The organism is Pseudomonas sp. S36 (genome assembly GCF_016647875.1).
GTDB classification, from domain to species: Bacteria; Pseudomonadota; Gammaproteobacteria; order Pseudomonadales; family Pseudomonadaceae; genus Aquipseudomonas; species Aquipseudomonas parafulva.
In genome coordinates this window covers 1-15,841 of the sequence record NZ_JACVVG010000033.1, presented here as the reverse complement: position 1 = coordinate 15,841, position 15,841 = coordinate 1, and the positions used below count along the sequence as shown (strand labels likewise).

The following is a 15,841-nucleotide window of genomic DNA, read 5'->3' as shown; positions in this document are numbered from 1 at the left end:
TACGTACATTACATATATGTACGGTCAAAAAATAACATTTCAGGATTCCAGCCCATGTCCACCACTGTTTTCGACTCCACCCTGTTCCGCGACATGTTCGGCACTGCCGAAATGCGTGCCGTGTTCTCAGACAAATCGCTGATCGAGCGGTACATCGAAGTGGAGGTAGCCCTGGCCAAGGCCCAGGCGCGCTGCGGTGTGGTGCCTGCCGAAGCGGCCGCCCAGATCGCCCGGCTGTCGCGCTACGAAGACCTGGACCTGGCGCTGATGCAGCATGAAACGGAGATTGTCGGCTACCCGATCCTGCCGTTGGTGGAGCAGCTGTCCAAGCTGTGTGGCGAGGCTGGCCGCTACGTGCACTGGGGCGCCACCACGCAGGACATCATGGACACCGCCGTGGTGCTGCAAGTACGCGCTGCACTGGCCATCGTCGGCCGGGATATCCAGGCCGTGCGCGGCCTGCTGGCGGAGCTGGCGCAGCGTTACCGTGACACGCCGATGGCCGGCCGCACGCACCTGCAGCACGCGCTGCCCATCACCTTTGGCTACAAGTGTGCCGTGTGGCTGAGCATGTTTGACCGCCATGCCGAGCGCCTGGTGCAACTGCGCCCACGGGTAGAAGTGGGGCAGTTTGCCGGTGCCGCCGGTACCCTGGCTTCGCTGGGTGACAAAGGCCTGGAGGTGCAGGCCGCGCTGATGGACGAACTGGGCCTGGGCATACCGCAGGCTACCTGGCACGTGGCGCGCGACGGGCTGGCCGAGGCGCTGAACTTCCTCGGCCTGGTCAGCGCCTCGCTGGGCAAGGTGGCGCTGGACATCATGATGATGATGACCAGCGAGTTGGGCGAAGCCTACGAGCCGTTCGTCAAGGGCCGCGGCGCCAGCAGCACCATGCCGCAGAAGCGCAACCCCATCTCCTGCGAGCTGATGTACGCCGCGGCCAAGGGCGTGCGCCAGCAGGCCGGCCTGATGCTCGATGCCATGATCCAGGATTTCGAGCGCTCCACCGGCCCATGGCAGGCCGAATGGATCGCCATCCCCGAAGCGTTCGCGCTGACCGCAGCCTCCCTGGGCCAGGCGCGGTTCATGCTGGCCGGGCTGGACGTGCGCACCGAGCGCATGCGCAAGAACCTGGACATGACCCAGGGCCTTATCGTTGCCGAAGCCGTGATGATGGGGCTTGCCCCGGCCTTGGGCCGCCAGGTGGCGCATGACGTGGTGTATGCCGCCTGCCGCCTGGCCAACGACCAGGGCATCAGCCTGCTGGAAGCCCTCAAGGCCCAGGGTGAAGCGACTGCGCGCCTGGACCTGGCAACGCTGGAGCACCTGTGCGACCCGGGCAACTACCTGGGCCTGGCGCCACAGATGGTCGACCAGGCACTGGCCTGGCCAGCTGCCGTACCCCGCTGAAAGCCCGCTGCCCGGCCAGGTCGGGCCATGACGGGTGACTTCCTACAAAAACAATGAGAACGCTACCATGGCTTCCACTTCGAAAAAGCCGCTGTACAAGGACCTCACGTTCCAGGTGCTGGCGGCAATGCTGCTCGGTATTGCCTTCGGCTTCATCGCCCCCGAACTCGCTGCCAAGTTCAAGATGCTCGGGGACATCTTTCTCAAGTTGATCAAGACGGCCGTAGCACCCCTGGTGTTCTTCACCGTGGTGCACGGTATTGCCTCCGCCGGCGACATAAAGCGGGTCGGCAAGGTGGGCTGGCGGGCGTTGGTGTACTTCGAGCTGTTGTCCACCTTCGCCCTGGCGCTGGGGCTGCTGTGGGGCAACCTGATCGGCATCGGCTCGGGCATGCACGGGGCCCACGCCAGCGGGGCGGCCACGGCGGCGGCCAGCGCAGCGGTGGCCAAAGGGCATGCGCCCACGTCCACGGTCGAGTTCATCTACGGCATCTTCCCCGACAACTTCGTCGGCGCCTTCGCCGGCGGGCAGTTGTTGCAGGTGCTGGTGATTGCGGTGTTGTTCGGCTTCGCGTTGCTGGCGCTCAAGCAGGAGCGCCGGGTGGTGATCGAGGACGGCCTGAACCGGGTATCGGAATGCTTCTTCGAGTTCATCAACCTGATCATGAAGTTCGCCCCCCTCGGTGCATTTGGCTCCGTTGCCTATGCGGTGGGCAGCAATGGCTCGGCCGTACTCATGTCGCTGGCCAACCTGGTGCTGATGTTCTACCTGGCCATCGCGTTCTTCCTGTTCGTGGTGCTGGGCGCCGTGTGCCGGCTCTCGGGCTTCAGCCTGTGGCGCTTCCTGCGTTATATCAAGGACGAGATCCTGATCGTGCTGGGCACGGCCTCGTCGGAAAGCGCATTGCCGCGCTTGCTGCAGAAGCTCGAGCGCTTCGGCTGCTCCAAGCAGAGCGTTGGCCTGGTGTTGCCCACCGGTTACGCGTTCAACCTCGACGGTACTTCCATCTACATGTCGATGTGCGTGCTGTTTATCGCCAACGCCTACGGTGTGCCGCTGGGCTGGGAGCAACAACTGGGTATTCTGGCCATCATGCTGGTGACCTCCAAGGGCGCCGCCGCCGTGTCCGGTGGCAGCTTTGTGGTGTTCGCCGCCACGGTGACGGCCATCGGTATACTGCCGGTGGAAGGGCTGGCACTGCTGTTTGGCGTATACCGCTTCATGTCCATGGCCATGGCAGCCTGCAACACCATCGGCAACAGCGTGGCGACCGTAGTGGTGGCCAAGTGGGCGGGGGAGTTCACAGAGCAGTCGGCGCGTGAGGAATACACCCGCGTGCTGGGCCGAGCGCCAGGTGCCGTGCTTTGACATGATTCACCCAGCAAAACGTGCCGGGGCGCTTGCGCCCCAGGCATTCACCTGGCCGGGCGTGTTCTGAGCAATAGCGCCCCCAGCGCGCAGCCGAGCAGTGCCAGGCACGCCAGGTAGAACGCGTCGCTGTAGGCCATCAGGTAGGCTTCGCGGCGAATGGTCCCGGCCAGCCCTTCCAGCATCTGCTGCGGGTGGGGCAGCCAGGTGGGCACCGTCTGGCCGAGGCGGGCCTGCACCTGGGGCTCGAATACCGTCACGTGCTCATGGATGTGCGCACTGTGAAAGCGCTCGCGGCTCGCCACCAGTTGGGTCAGCCCTGCGGTACCAATGGCACCGCCCAGGTTGCGCAGCATCGCGAACACCGCAGACGCCGAGCCGGCCTCGCGCTTGTCCAGCCCGGCCACGGCCAGTACCGACAAGGCCACCATGATGAACGGCTGCCCGATGCCACGCACCACCGTGGATGGGATGATCACGTTGTCGGCGCTGTCCGCGCTCAGGCTGGCCCCCAGCCAGCACCCCAGGGCCATGATCAGAAAGCCGCTGGCGACCATGAACTTGGCACTGGTCCAGCCCATCAGCCGGGGCATCAGCGGGGCCAGTACCAATTGCACCACCCCATAGGCAATTAAGGTGACCCCGACATCGTGGGCGCTGAACCCCTGTATCTGGGACAGGTAGTTGGGCACCAGAAACACCAGGCCAAACGTGGCGGCACCGAAGATGAACATCGCCAGGCTGGCCACGCCGAAGTTGTAGCGGCCCAGCAGGCGCAGGTTGATGAAGGCGCGGCGGCCAAGCAACTGCGTCCCCACGAACACCACCAGGGCGGCCGCCGACACCACGCTCATGCCCGTGATGAAGGGCGAGCCGAACCAGTCCAGCCGGCCGCCTTCCTCCAGCACCACCTGCAAGCCTCCCAGGCCGACCACCATGGCCGCGATGCCAGGCCAGTCACCCTTGCGCAACAACTGCAACTGCATGGGTTTGGCGTCGATCGACCAGGCGATGGCCATCAGCAGGGCGATGCCGGGGAACAGTTGCAGGTAGAAGATCCAGCGCCAGGAGTAGGCATCGGTCAGCCAGCCGCCAATGGACGGGCCTGCCGCCTGTGCCACACTGTTGGCCAGGCTGAACAGCGCCATGCCCATGGCCATGCGGCTGGGTGGCAGTTCGGTGATGATCAGCTGGAACGACAACGGGATCAGCACGGCCCCGGCGGCACCCTGGATAACCCGGATGGCAATCATTGCCTCCAGGTTGGGCGCCCAGGAACAGGCCACCGAGGCGATCAGGAAGATCAGGGAGCCGGTCCACATCACCCTGCGCAGCGAAAACACCTCCACCAACCATGCCGTCAACGGAATCATCACGATTTCGGCCACCAGGTAGGCGGTGGAAATCCATGAGCCTTCTTCGAAGCTGGCGCCCAGCGAGCCGCGGATTTCCGGCAGGGCAGCACTGGTGACGTGCACGTTCATGCCCGCCATGAAGCAGCCGAACAGGCCCCCCAGCACGGCCACCCAGGCACGCAACGGCACTGCAGGTTCAGGGCGCATCGGCAGGCTCCGCATCGCGTGTATCCACGGTGGCCACCACCGACATGCCTGGCCGCAGTGGGCCGTGCAGCGGTGAATCGAGCAGGATGCGCACGGGAAAACGCTGCACGATCTTGGTGAAGTTGCCGGTGGCGTTATCGGACGGCAGCAGGGCGAAGACATTGCCCGAGGCGGGCGAGAAACTCGCCACGTGCCCCTGCAGTGGCTTACCGGCGAAGCTGTCCACCTGAATGCGCACTGCTTGCCCGGGGCGCATGTGGGTCAACTGGGTTTCCTTGTAGTTGGCCACCACGTAGGCCTGCTGCAACGGCACAACCGCCAGTAGTGGCTGGCCGGGCACCACGTACTGGCCGGCACGCGCTCGGCGTTGGCCGACGACGCCGTCGATCGGGGCGCGGATAACGGTGTCCTGCTCGTCAAGCTCTGCCAACTGCTGTTCTGCGCGGGCACGGGCCAGGGCAGCCTGGCGTTGCTCCAGTGTGGCATCGGCCTGAGCGGCAAGGGCCTTGGCCACACGCTGCTGCGCCCGCTGCTCACGCCAGGCTGCTTTGGCGCCTTGCTCGGTGGCCAGCGCCTGGCTGGCCTGGGCGCTGGCGCTTTCCAGCCGTTGCCGGGTGGCGGCTTCGTCGCGCACCAGGCCGCGGTAGCGCTGCAGGTCCAGCTGGCTTCGCTGGCGTTCGGCCCGGGCGCTGCGTACGGCTGCTTCGGCCTGGAGCACAGCCTGTTGTTGCTGGTTGATGCGCTCGGCCGCCACCTGTTGATGGGCCCGGGCCGCCGTGACTGCCGCCTTGGCTTCTGCCACGGCGGCCATGGCGCTGCCCAGGCGGGCGCGATAGTCGCGTGCCTGCAGGCGTACCAGCACATCACCCGCTTTTACCGGCTGGTCGTCGTTCACTTCCACCTTGGCCACATAACCGGCCACACGCGGGCTGAGTGCTACCCAGTCTGCACGCACATAGGCGTCATCGGTGCTTTCCAGGTAGCGGCCTGTGGTCACCCAGTAAAAGGTAAACGCCAGCGTGGCGAGCAGGCCCACCGCACCGGCAGTCATTGACATCAGGCGCCTGCTCGCCAGGCTGCGGGCCTGGGGCTCGGTAGACGCCGGTGTGGAGGTTTGTGCGGCAGCATTCATGGTGGTTGCTTCCTGGGTGAGACTGTTGCGGGTGTGTTGCAATGAACTACCGTTCGGCGACGAGGCTTACCAGCCGCCGCCCAGTGCGCGGAACAACTCGATCTGGGCACTGGCAACACTGCCTTGGGCGGCGATGTGGCGGTCTTGCAGGCGGATCAGCTCGCGCTCACTGTCGAGCAGTGCCAAGCCGTCCACGGTGCCAGCACGGTGGTTGCTGCGGGCCAGGTCATAGCCGCGCTGGCTATGCGCCAGGGCACTGGCCAGTGCCTGCAGGCGTTGCTGCGTGGCGTCATGGCGCGCCAGCGCCTGGCGGACGTCTTTCAGAGCCCCCAGCGCCACGCTCTGGTAATGGGCAACCTGGGCTTGCTGCAGCGCCTGGGCCTTGCTCAGGCGGGCACGGTTGGCCTTGAGGTTGGGGAATTCCCAGTGGATCAACGGGCCGATGCCGAAGGTAATCGCCCGGCTGCCCCCCACATTGCCCAGCCGGGGGTCTGAGGCGCTGAGTTGGGCTCCGAAACTGACTTTGGGGTACAGGTCGGCCTTGGCGATCTGCGTTTGCAGGCTCGCGGCCTGCAACTCACGTTCGGCCTGGCGCACGTCCGGCCGGCGCGCAAGCAGGTGCCAGCCATCGCCGGCTGGCAACGGGCCTGTGAGCCTGGGGATGGCTGTGCAGGGCGGCTGCGCCTGAACGGTTGCCTGCCCGCCCAGCATGCTCAGCTCGAACTGCGCAATGTCGCGCCCGGCCTCAAGCACTGGCAGCCGTGCCCGCACCTGGTCACGCAGGCTGAGCAACCGCTCGCTGTCCAGTGCGGTAGCGGCGCCAGCCTGGCGCTGACGATCACTGAGCCATACGCTGTTGTCCAGCGTACTCAGGGCTTGGTGCGCGGCTGCTATCCGGGCCTGGTAGACGCACTGCTGCACGTAGGCCCGGGTGGTCTGGGCGACTACCTGCAACCGCAGCAGATCGTGGGCCGCCGCGCTCGCCTGCGCGTGCGCTGAGGCCCGCTCGATGGCGGCCCGCACCTGGCCCCAGGCGTCCACCTGGTAGGCCAGCTCGACACCGGGGCTGAACTGCCATTGGGCCGCCGCATGGGTATGGGTCGCCTCGGCGAGGGTCTGGTCATCGGTGCTTTTGCCGTAGGTGGCGGCAAGGTTCAGCGAGGTGGCAGGCAGGCGCTGCGCCTGGCGTTCACCTATACCTGCCAGCATGGCCTGCACGTTCGCCTTGGCTTGCGCCAGGTCCTGGTTGTTGGCGAGGGCCTGTTCGACCCAGCGGTCGAGTTGCGGGTCGCGCAGTAACTGCCACCACCGCCCGGGCACTGGCTGCTGGCTGATGCTTGCCGGGCTATCGGCCAGCGGGTTGGGCAGGCTGCCTGCGAACGTGGGGTCGGGTGCAGGCTGCCGGGCGCAGGCTGCCAGCAGGCTCAAGCCGATCACGGTGCCCAGCCGTGTGGGGGAGGGCAGGGTTGGCAGTAAACGCATCACGACGCTCTCGGAAGGTGTGATGCGAGGTTAGCGAGGGCGCCACAGGCGGCGCTGCCGCAAGCGGGACAACCCTGCGCGTCAGCAGGACAATGTGCGCTCGCCAGGGCGGGGGTTCTGGCATTGGCTGGGGGCGTAGCCAAGGATGCGCTTGAACATCGCCGCGAAGGCGCTGGCGCTCTGGTAGCCGTGGTCCAGGGCGACAGCGAGAATGGGCTGGCCTGCCGCCAGGCATTGCTGGCTCAGCATTACCCGCGCCCTGGCACGCCATTGCCCATGGGACATGCCCAGTTCACGCTGGAACAGCCGTGCCACGTTGCGCGCACTCATGTTCAGCTGCTGGCCGCATTGCTCCAGGGTGAGGTCCTGGGCGGGGGCCTGCAGGAAGCGTTCGCACCAGGTGCGCAGGCGTGCATGACGGGGCATTGGGATGAAGGTATCGACGCGGACGGCACCGGCCAGTTCTGCCAGGATCAGCGCCCGTACGTGGTCGCCATCCTGCACGCCCAGCATGCGCGAGGCGGCGAGTATCAGTTCGCGCAGCAGACCCGATACCACGATGACCTGGCAGGTTTCGACCTGCGCTTCAAGCAACAGGGACCGCATGGACACCGCGCCCTCGGTGCGAATGCCATGGCTGACCCCGGCTGGCATCCATAGCGCGTGGCCGCCCTGAATCACCCAGTTACCGCGCTCGCTGCTGACATGCACCACGCCACTGGCCGCGTAGATCAACTGGTCATGGGCGTGGCAGTGACTGGCGACGACATCGCCGTGGGTGTAGTCCATTTCAAGCGTTTGCATGCAGGGGGTCCTCAATAATGGATCCAATTGTAAGACTGTAAGACCTGCTCAAGGTTGCTCAGAATGGCTGATACATAAGGTTTATTGATCAAATATCGCTTCAATTGGGTGATTAGCGATGTTCAATTGTTTGGCTGCCCACTGCTCAAGCAAGGCTGGGCGAACCGTCTACGCGCTCGCCCAAGGTTTTCAGCAGCATTCAGACTCCAGTTTGAGCAGATCCTCGAGCGTCTGCCTGCGCCGAATCATCCGCAACGTGCCGGCTTCGATCAGGAGCTCTGGCAGCAGCGGCCGGCTGTTGTAGTTGGACGACATGGACGCCCCGTAAGCGCCGGCATCATGAATGACCAGCAGGTCGCCCACCTGGGCCTGGGGCAGGTCCTGTGGCGTCAGCTCGTGCTCGTCCTGGGTGAACACGTCACCCGATTCGCAGAGCGGCCCGGCGACGACGGTCGGTTGCCGTGGGCGCTCCACGGGCTGGCCGTTTGCGTCCAGCAGCGTCATGCGGTGGTAGGCCCCGTACATGGCCGGGCGCATCAAGTCGTTGAAGCCGGCGTCGATCATGACGAACGTGTTGCGCCCCACCTGTTTCACGGCGCGCACCTCAGCCACCAGGTAGCCGGACTCGGCTATCAGAAAGCGCCCGGGTTCTATTTCCATACGCACGGGGTGGCCCAGCATGGCTTCGACTTCCTTGCGGGCAACGGCCCAGGTTTGCGCATAGCGCTGCAGGTCAACCGGTTTGTCCGTGCTGCGGTACGGCGTGGACAGCCCGCCGCCGATGGAAAATGCCTCGATATCGGTGCCCAGGCGGCCCACTAGCTCGATCATCGACCTGGCCACCTGCTCCAGGTGCTGGTAATCCACCCCGGAGCCGATGTGCATGTGCACGCCCACCAGGTGCAAACCGTAGGCCCGGATACACGCCAGTGCCTCGTCCAGTTCTTCGTGCCAGATACCGTGCTTGCTGTTTTCACCGCCGGTATTGGTCTTGCGGCTGTGCCCATGCCCGTAGCCCGGGTTGATGCGGATCCACACCCGGTGCCCTGGGGAACGTTCACCCAACTGGCGCAGCATGTCGATGGAGCCCGCATTCACCTCGATGTGCTCGGCCACCACGCGCTCGAGGGTGGCCCGGTCCAGCGCATCGCAGGTCAGCACCACCCCGGCAGGTTCGCCATCCACGCGAGCGCCCGCGGCAAAGGCGCGTTCCATTTCACCCAGTGAGACGGCATCCAGCACCAGCCCGTGGGCACGCATCAGGCGCAGTACATGCAGGTTGGGGTTGGCCTTTTGGGCAAATCGCACGGTGTCGAATACCTGCAGCTGGCTGACGCGCTCGGCGATGGTGGCGGCGTCATAGGCCCAAAGCGGCGAGCCATGCTGGCGAACGGCGTCGGCAAGCAGGGTGAAGGGTGCAGTCATGGTCAGGTTCTTCTTAGGTGGCAAGGGTAAGCAGCATGGGCGAAACCTTCGATTCATAAAAATAGCTTTTCTTTGGTTAGTCATTCATTTTTGATATGCCCGTCCATTATTTCCGGAATTGCCATGCCACTCACTGCCCGCCACATTGAAGTGTTTCGCGCCATCATGGCTGCCGGCAGCGTCACAGGCGCCGCGCGGCTGCTGTTCACCTCGCAGCCCACCGTCAGCCGCGAGCTTGCTCGCCTGGAGCAGGTTTCGGGGTTGCACCTGTTCGAGCGGGAAAGTGGCCGGCTGGTAGCCACTGCCCAGGCGCTGTTGTTGATCCAGGAGGTGGAGCGGGCGTATGTGGGGCTGGAGCGGATTGACCGCTTCGCCCAGGCCATCCGCAACTTCGAGCAAGGCCGGCTGGCCATCACTTGCCTGCCCCTGTTCTCGCAGACGTTATTGCCCAGAGCCTGCCAGCGCTTTCATCAGCAGCACCGGGGCGTCAGCGTGAGCATCCTGGCGCAGGAGTCACCGCTGCTGGAGGAGTCACTGGTTGCCCAGCAGCACGATCTTGGCCTGACAGAAATCGAGCAGGTGCCCCGTGGCGCGTATGGCGAGTTGCTGTTCAGCGCCAACATGGTGTGCGTGCTGCCCGAGCATCACCCGCTGCAGGCCAAGGCCGAGCTCGCGCTCAGTGACTTCCACGAGGTCGACTTCATCAACCTGGCCAGCCTCGACACGTACCGCCAGCGCCTGGACCAGCAGTTCCGCGCGGCCGGGGTAAACCGGCGTACGGTGATCGAAACCACCAGCGCGGCATCCGTGTGCGCGATGGTCAGGCAAGGCCTGGGCGTGGCGATCATCAACCCGCTGAGCGGGTTGGAGGCGGCGCAGGCTGGGTTGCCGATCAGAAGGCTGCAGGTGCAGGTGCCCTACAAGGTCATGTTGATCCGGCCAGACCACCGCCCGGCCTCCACCGCCGTGGCGCCGTTCTGCGATGCCTTGCGCGAGCAGGCCAGGCAGATGCAGCTTGCCCTGCGCTAGGCATCAAAGGTCGCAGACAAACGTACCGGTGCCATCCAGGATGTTTTCCAGGGTCTGCCTGACCTCATCCAGGTCGCTCAGCTCACTGGTCAGGTTGATCTGCAGCACCTCGTCGCCCTTCAGGGCATCGCGGTCGCCGGCGGCCACTTCGATCAGCAGGCGACGGGCGCTCAGGGTCACTTTCAGCCCATCCAGAGTCGACGGCTCGTCGTCCAGGGTGAGGTCCACCGTGTCTTCGTCCGGGTAGCGGGTCAGCAGGAACATCTGGCCCTTGTCACTGTGGCAGCACAGGGTAGCCATGTTGTCTTCCTCGTCATCGCAAGGGGTAGCGAACAGCAGGGCGGTATCGATTTGCATGGCAAGGGCTCGGATCAAAGGAAACGGAAGGGAATTCTGACAGTCTTGCTGGTAGGCATAAACGTAAAGTTACCGCCCCTTGAACGAAATTGTCGCAGCGCTGCAAGCCTTGATGACCGGTCACTCGGTAAGCTTCGCCCAGCCCTGGGCGTGCCTGCGCACGTTCAACGCCTGATTTCACCGTTCGCCTTGGCACGGGTTGGCTATGGTAGACCCGTGCACGGCGCACGCAGCGACGCTTCAACTACTACAAAGCCCAAGCGGAGTACCACAGATGGCGTTCTTCACCGCAGCCAGCAAAGCCGACTTCCAGCATCAACTGCAAGCGGCCCTGGCGCAGCACATCAGCGAACAGTCCCTGCCACAAGTGGCGCTGTTCGCCGAGCAGTTCTTCGGCATCATCTCACTGGACGAACTCACCCAGCGCAGGCTTTCCGACCTGGCCGGCTGCACCCTCTCGGCCTGGCGCGTCATCGAGCGGTTCGACCCCGCCCAGCCCGTGGTGCGCGTGTACAACCCCGAATACGAACGCAATGGCTGGCAATCGACCCATACCGTGGTCGAGGTGTTGCACGACGACCTGCCGTTCCTGGTAGATTCGGTACGCACTGAGCTCAACCGCCGCGGCTACAGCATTCATACCCTGCAAACCACCGTGCTGAGCGTGCGCCGTGGCGCCAAGGGCGAACTGCTCGAACTGCTGCCAAAAGGCAGCCAGGGCGAGGGCGTCGGCCACGAGTCGCTGATGTACCTGGAGATCGACCGCTGCGCAAACGCCGCCGAGCTGAATGTACTGGCCCGCGAGATCGAGCAGGTGCTGGCTGAAGTGCGCGTTGCGGTGGCCGACTTCGAGCCGATGAAGGCCAAGTTGCGTGAGGTGGTTGCCCAGGTCGAGCAGACCGCGTTCGGCCCGGCACAGCACGAAAAAGCCGAGGTAACGGCGTTTCTCGAATGGCTGCTGGACAACCACTTCACCTTCCTGGGCTACGAAGAGTTCACCGTCCAGCAAACCGCCGATGGCGGCCAGATGGTCTATGACGAACAGTCGTTCCTGGGCCTGCCCCGGCGCCTGCGGGTGGGCCTCACGGCCGAAGAGCTGCGCATTGAAGACTACGCGGTAGCCTACCTGAACGAGCCGTTGCTGCTGTCGTTCGCCAAGGCTGCCCTGCCTAGCCGAGTGCACCGCCCGGCGTACCCAGACTATGTGTCCATCCGCCAGCTGGACGCCGACGGCCGGGTGCTCAAGGAACACCGCTTCATGGGCCTGTACACCTCGTCGGTATATGGCGAGAGCGTGCATGCCATCCCCTACATCCGCGGCAAGGTTGCCGAAGTGGAGCGTCGTTCCGGTTTTGACGCCAAGGCGCACCTGGGCAAGGAGCTGGCCCAGGTACTGGAAGTGCTGCCCCGTGACGACCTGTTCCAGACCCCGATCGATGAGCTGTTCAGCACGGTCATGGCCATCGTGCAGATCCAGGAGCGCAACAAGATCCGCGTCTTCCTGCGCAAGGACCCTTACGGGCGCTTCTGTTACTGCCTGGCCTACGTCCCCCGCGAGGTGTACTCCACCGAAGTGCGGCAGAAGATCCAGCAGGTGCTGATGGAGCGCCTGAAGGCCAGCGACTGCGAGTTCTGGACGTTCTTCTCCGAGTCGGTACTGGCCCGGGTGCAGCTGATCCTGCGGGTGGACCCGAAAAACCGCATCGACATCGACCCGCAGCAGCTTGAGCGCGAAGTGGTGCAGGCCTGCCGTTCGTGGCAGGACGATTTCTCTGCCCTGGTGGTGGAAAACTTCGGCGAGGCCCAGGGCACCAACATCCTTGCCGATTTCCCCAAAGGGTTCCCGGCGGGTTACCGTGAGCGCTTCGCCGCGCACTCGGCGGTGGTCGACCTGCAGCACGTGCTGGCCTTGTCGGAAAGCAAGCCGCTGGCCATGAGCTTCTACCAGCCGCTGACCCGGGTGGGCGAGCGCACCTTGCACTGCAAGCTGTACCATGCCGATACCCCACTGGCGCTGTCCGACGTGCTGCCGATCCTGGAGAACCTCGGCCTGCGCGTGCTGGGTGAATTCCCCTACCGCCTGCGCCATGCCAATGGCCGCGAGTACTGGATCCACGACTTCGCCTTCACCTACAGCGAAGGCCTGAGCCTGGATATCCAGCAGCTCAACGATACCTTCCAGGATGCCTTTATCCACATCGTTGGTGGCGATGCCGAGAACGACGCTTTCAACCGCCTGGTGCTGACTGCCGGCCTGCCATGGCGTGACGTGGCATTGCTGCGTGCCTACGCCCGTTACATGAAGCAGATTCGCCTGGGCTTCGACCTGGGCTATATCGCCAGCACGCTGAACAACCACACCGATATCGCGCGCGAGCTCACCCGCCTGTTCAAGACGCGCTTCTACCTGGCGCGCAAGCTCACCCTGGACGACCTGGATGACAAGCAGCAGCGCCTCGAGCAGGCCATCCTGAGCGCACTGGATGACGTTCAGGTGCTCAACGAAGACCGCATCCTGCGGCGCTACCTGGACCTGATCAAGGCCACCCTGCGCACCAACTTCTACCAGACCGACGCCAACGGCCAGAACAAGGCCTACTTCAGCTTCAAGTTCAACCCGAAGCTGGTGCCCGAGTTGCCTAAACCGGTGCCCAAGTTCGAGATTTTCGTCTATTCCCCCCGTGTTGAAGGCGTGCACCTGCGCTTCGGCAACGTGGCCCGGGGTGGCCTGCGCTGGTCGGACCGTGAAGAAGACTACCGCACCGAAGTGCTGGGCCTGGTGAAGGCGCAGCAGGTGAAGAACTCGGTCATCGTGCCGGTGGGTGCCAAAGGCGGCTTCCTGCCCCGGCGCCTGCCGCTGGGTGGCAGCCGTGACGAAATCGCCGCCGAAGGCGTGGCGTGCTACCGCATCTTTATCTCCGGCCTGCTGGACATCACCGACAACCTCAAGGACGGTGGCGTGGTGCCGCCTGCCAACGTGGTGCGCCACGACGACGATGACCCCTACCTGGTGGTGGCGGCCGACAAGGGCACGGCCACCTTCTCGGACATCGCCAACGGCATTGCCATCGACTACGGCTTCTGGCTGGGCGACGCCTTTGCGTCGGGCGGCTCGGCCGGCTACGACCACAAGAAAATGGGTATTACCGCCCGGGGTGCCTGGGTGGGTGTGCAGCGCCACTTCCGTGAGCGCGGCATTGATGTGCAGAAAGACCCGGTTACTGTCATCGGCGTGGGCGACATGGCCGGCGACGTGTTCGGCAACGGTTTGCTGATGTCCGACAAGCTGCAACTGGTGGCCGCGTTCAACCACCTGCACATCTTCATCGACCCCAACCCGGAGCCGGCCTCCAGCTTTGTCGAGCGCAAGCGCCTGTTCGAGCTGCCGCGCTCGGCCTGGACCGACTACGACACCAGCATCATGTCCGAAGGCGGCGGCATCTTCCCCCGCAGTGCCAAGAGCATTGCCATCAGCCCGCAGATGAAGGAACGTTTCGCCATCGAAGCCGACCGGCTGACCCCCACCGAGCTGCTGAACGCCCTGCTCAAGGCGCCAGTGGACCTGCTGTGGAACGGCGGCATCGGCACCTACGTCAAGGCCAGCAGTGAAAGCCATGCCGACGTTGGCGATAAAGCCAACGATGCGCTGCGGGTGAACGGTAACGAGCTGCGCTGCAAGGTGGTGGGCGAGGGCGGCAACCTGGGCATGACCCAGCTTGGCCGGGTGGAATTCGGCCTGCACGGCGGTGCTACCAACACCGACTTCATCGACAATGCCGGCGGCGTGGACTGCTCCGACCACGAGGTCAACATCAAGATCCTGCTCAACGAAGTGGTGCAGGGTGGCGACATGACCGAGAAGCAGCGCAACCAGCTGCTGGGCAGCATGACTGACGAAGTCGGCGCCCTGGTGCTGGGCAACAACTACAAGCAGACCCAGGCGTTGTCGCTGGCGGCCCGCCGGGTGCGCGAGCGCATTGCCGAATACAAGCGCCTGATGGCAGACCTGGAAGCCCGGGGCAAGCTGGACCGCGCCATCGAGTTCCTGCCGTCCGAAGAGCAGTTGGCCGAACGGCTGGCCGCGGGGCAGGGCCTGACCCGTGCCGAATTGTCGGTGCTGATCTCCTACAGCAAGATCGACCTCAAGGAGCAACTGCTCAAGTCCCAGGTGCCGGATGACGACTACCTGACGCGCGACATGGAAACCGCCTTCCCGCCGTCGCTGGTCAGCAAGTTCGCCGAGGCCATGCGCCGTCACCGCCTGAAGCGCGAAATCGTCAGCACCCAGATCGCCAATGACCTGGTCAACAACATGGGCATCACCTTCGTGCAGCGCCTGAAGGAGTCCACTGGCATGAGCCCGGCGAACGTCGCGGGTGCCTATGTGATCGTGCGTGACATCTTCCACCTGCCGCACTGGTTCCGCCAGATCGAGGCGCTGGACTACCAGGTGCCTGCCGAGGTCCAGCTGACCCTGATGGACGAGCTGATGCGCCTGGGCCGCCGTGCTACCCGCTGGTTCCTGCGCAGCCGCCGCAACGAGCAGGACGCCGGGCGCGATTGCGCGCACTTCGGGCCGAAGATCGCGCAATTGGGGCTGAAGCTGGACGAACTGCTGGAGGGCCCGACCCGGGAACGCTGGATGGTTCGCTACCAGAGCTTTGTCGATGCCGGCGTCCCTGAGCTGCTGGCGCGCATGGTCGCCGGTACCAGCCACCTCTATACGCTGCTGCCGATCATCGAAGCAGCTGATGTCACCGGCCATGAACCGGCGCAGGTGGCCAAGGCGTTCTTCGCCGTGGGCAGCGCTCTGGACCTGACCTGGTATCTGCAGGAAATCAGCAACCTGCCGGTGGAGAACAACTGGCAGGCGCTGGCGCGTGAGGCGTTCCGTGACGACATCGACCTGCAGCAGCGGGCGATCACCATTTCTGTGCTGCAGATGGTCGATGCACCGCAGGATATGGACGCCCGGGTGGCATTGTGGGCCGAGCAGCACCGAGTGATGGTGGAGCGCTGGCGTGCCATGCTGGACGACCTGCGCAGTGCCACAGGGCACGACTATGCGATGTACGCGGTGGCCAACCGCGAGCTGGTCGATCTGGCCATGAGCGGGCAGGCGACCGTGTTGCCGTCCTGATGATAAAGCTGCAATGAAGAAGCCCCGGCAGTGATGCCGGGGCTTTTTGGTTCGCCGTCACGGTTGCAGCGCCTGTGAGGCCGAGCGCCGCCCGCGCGGCGCATCGCGAGCTGCGCTCGCTCCTACGTTTG

General features: G+C 64.6%; 10 protein-coding genes. 4 read left to right on the top strand and 6 right to left on the bottom strand.

Going from position 1 to position 15,841, the window contains the following annotated elements:
• Positions 1 to 54: 54 nt before the first annotated feature.
• Together IAE36_RS17450 and IAE36_RS17445 are read left to right on the top strand one after the other, a co-directional pair.
• On the top strand, positions 55 to 1,410 hold the full coding sequence (locus IAE36_RS17450; RefSeq protein WP_028632408.1) for a class-II fumarase/aspartase family protein: 1,356 nt from the start codon (positions 55 to 57) through the stop codon (positions 1,408 to 1,410).
• A 67-nt stretch (positions 1,411 to 1,477) separates the two neighbouring features.
• A complete protein-coding gene (locus IAE36_RS17445) occupies positions 1,478 to 2,779 on the top strand; it encodes a cation:dicarboxylate symporter family transporter (protein WP_201162698.1) in 1,302 nt (433 codons plus the stop codon).
• A gap of 47 nt (positions 2,780 to 2,826) precedes the next feature.
• On the opposite strand, the gene IAE36_RS17440 is transcribed toward IAE36_RS17445, so the two are convergent.
• The 5 genes from IAE36_RS17440 to lysA all read right to left on the bottom strand — a co-directional run bounded on the left by IAE36_RS17440 (position 2,827) and on the right by lysA (position 9,184).
• The gene (locus IAE36_RS17440) at positions 2,827 to 4,341 is read right to left on the bottom strand and encodes a DHA2 family efflux MFS transporter permease subunit (RefSeq protein ID WP_201213696.1); all 1,515 of its coding nucleotides are present in this window, start codon (positions 4,339 to 4,341) and stop codon (positions 2,827 to 2,829) included.
• On the bottom strand, positions 4,331 to 5,473 hold the full coding sequence (locus tag IAE36_RS17435; RefSeq protein WP_201213694.1) for an HlyD family secretion protein: 1,143 nt from the start codon (positions 5,471 to 5,473) through the stop codon (positions 4,331 to 4,333). Before IAE36_RS17435 ends, IAE36_RS17440 begins: the two co-directional genes overlap by 11 nt.
• A 66-nt stretch (positions 5,474 to 5,539) precedes the next feature.
• The gene (locus IAE36_RS17430) at positions 5,540 to 6,955 is read right to left on the bottom strand and encodes an efflux transporter outer membrane subunit (protein WP_201213692.1); all 1,416 of its coding nucleotides are present in this window, start codon (positions 6,953 to 6,955) and stop codon (positions 5,540 to 5,542) included.
• An 81-nt stretch (positions 6,956 to 7,036) separates the two neighbouring features.
• Complete coding sequence (locus tag IAE36_RS17425; protein WP_028632413.1) at positions 7,037 to 7,759, bottom strand: AraC family transcriptional regulator; 723 nt, start codon at positions 7,757 to 7,759, stop codon at positions 7,037 to 7,039.
• 189 nt (positions 7,760 to 7,948) lie between these two features.
• Positions 7,949 to 9,184 (bottom strand): diaminopimelate decarboxylase, encoded by a 1,236-nt coding sequence (lysA, locus tag IAE36_RS17420; RefSeq protein WP_201213691.1) that lies wholly within the window; start codon positions 9,182 to 9,184, stop codon positions 7,949 to 7,951.
• 123 nt (positions 9,185 to 9,307) lie between these two features.
• Between lysA and IAE36_RS17415 the strand changes: the two genes are divergently transcribed.
• Entirely contained in the window at positions 9,308 to 10,213 is a 906-nt protein-coding gene (locus tag IAE36_RS17415) for a LysR family transcriptional regulator (protein WP_201213690.1), read from the top strand.
• Positions 10,214 to 10,216: 3 nt separating this feature from the next.
• On the opposite strand, the gene IAE36_RS17410 is transcribed toward IAE36_RS17415, so the two are convergent.
• Positions 10,217 to 10,570, bottom strand: coding sequence for a hypothetical protein (locus tag IAE36_RS17410; protein ID WP_201162712.1), 354 nt, complete (start codon positions 10,568 to 10,570; stop codon positions 10,217 to 10,219).
• A 274-nt stretch (positions 10,571 to 10,844) separates the two neighbouring features.
• Here IAE36_RS17410 and IAE36_RS17405 point away from each other — a divergent pair, with 274 nt between their 5' ends.
• On the top strand, positions 10,845 to 15,710 hold the full coding sequence (locus IAE36_RS17405) for an NAD-glutamate dehydrogenase (protein ID WP_201213689.1): 4,866 nt from the start codon (positions 10,845 to 10,847) through the stop codon (positions 15,708 to 15,710).
• The last annotated feature ends 131 nt before the right edge of the window (positions 15,711 to 15,841 follow it).

Coding starts and splice junctions, on each gene's coding strand:
- IAE36_RS17435 (WP_201213694.1), bottom strand. CDS start 5,473: ATGAATGCTGCCGCACAAACCTCCACACCGGCGTCTACCGAGCCCCAG.
- IAE36_RS17445 (WP_201162698.1), top strand. CDS start 1,478: ATGGCTTCCACTTCGAAAAAGCCGCTGTACAAGGACCTCACGTTCCAG.
- IAE36_RS17410 (WP_201162712.1), bottom strand. CDS start 10,570: ATGCAAATCGATACCGCCCTGCTGTTCGCTACCCCTTGCGATGACGAG.
- IAE36_RS17430 (WP_201213692.1), bottom strand. CDS start 6,955: ATGCGTTTACTGCCAACCCTGCCCTCCCCCACACGGCTGGGCACCGTG.
- IAE36_RS17440 (WP_201213696.1), bottom strand. CDS start 4,341: ATGCGCCCTGAACCTGCAGTGCCGTTGCGTGCCTGGGTGGCCGTGCTG.
- lysA (WP_201213691.1), bottom strand. CDS start 9,184: ATGACTGCACCCTTCACCCTGCTTGCCGACGCCGTTCGCCAGCATGGC.
- IAE36_RS17415 (WP_201213690.1), top strand. CDS start 9,308: ATGCCACTCACTGCCCGCCACATTGAAGTGTTTCGCGCCATCATGGCT.
- IAE36_RS17405 (WP_201213689.1), top strand. CDS start 10,845: ATGGCGTTCTTCACCGCAGCCAGCAAAGCCGACTTCCAGCATCAACTG.
- IAE36_RS17450 (WP_028632408.1), top strand. CDS start 55: ATGTCCACCACTGTTTTCGACTCCACCCTGTTCCGCGACATGTTCGGC.
- IAE36_RS17425 (WP_028632413.1), bottom strand. CDS start 7,759: ATGCAAACGCTTGAAATGGACTACACCCACGGCGATGTCGTCGCCAGT.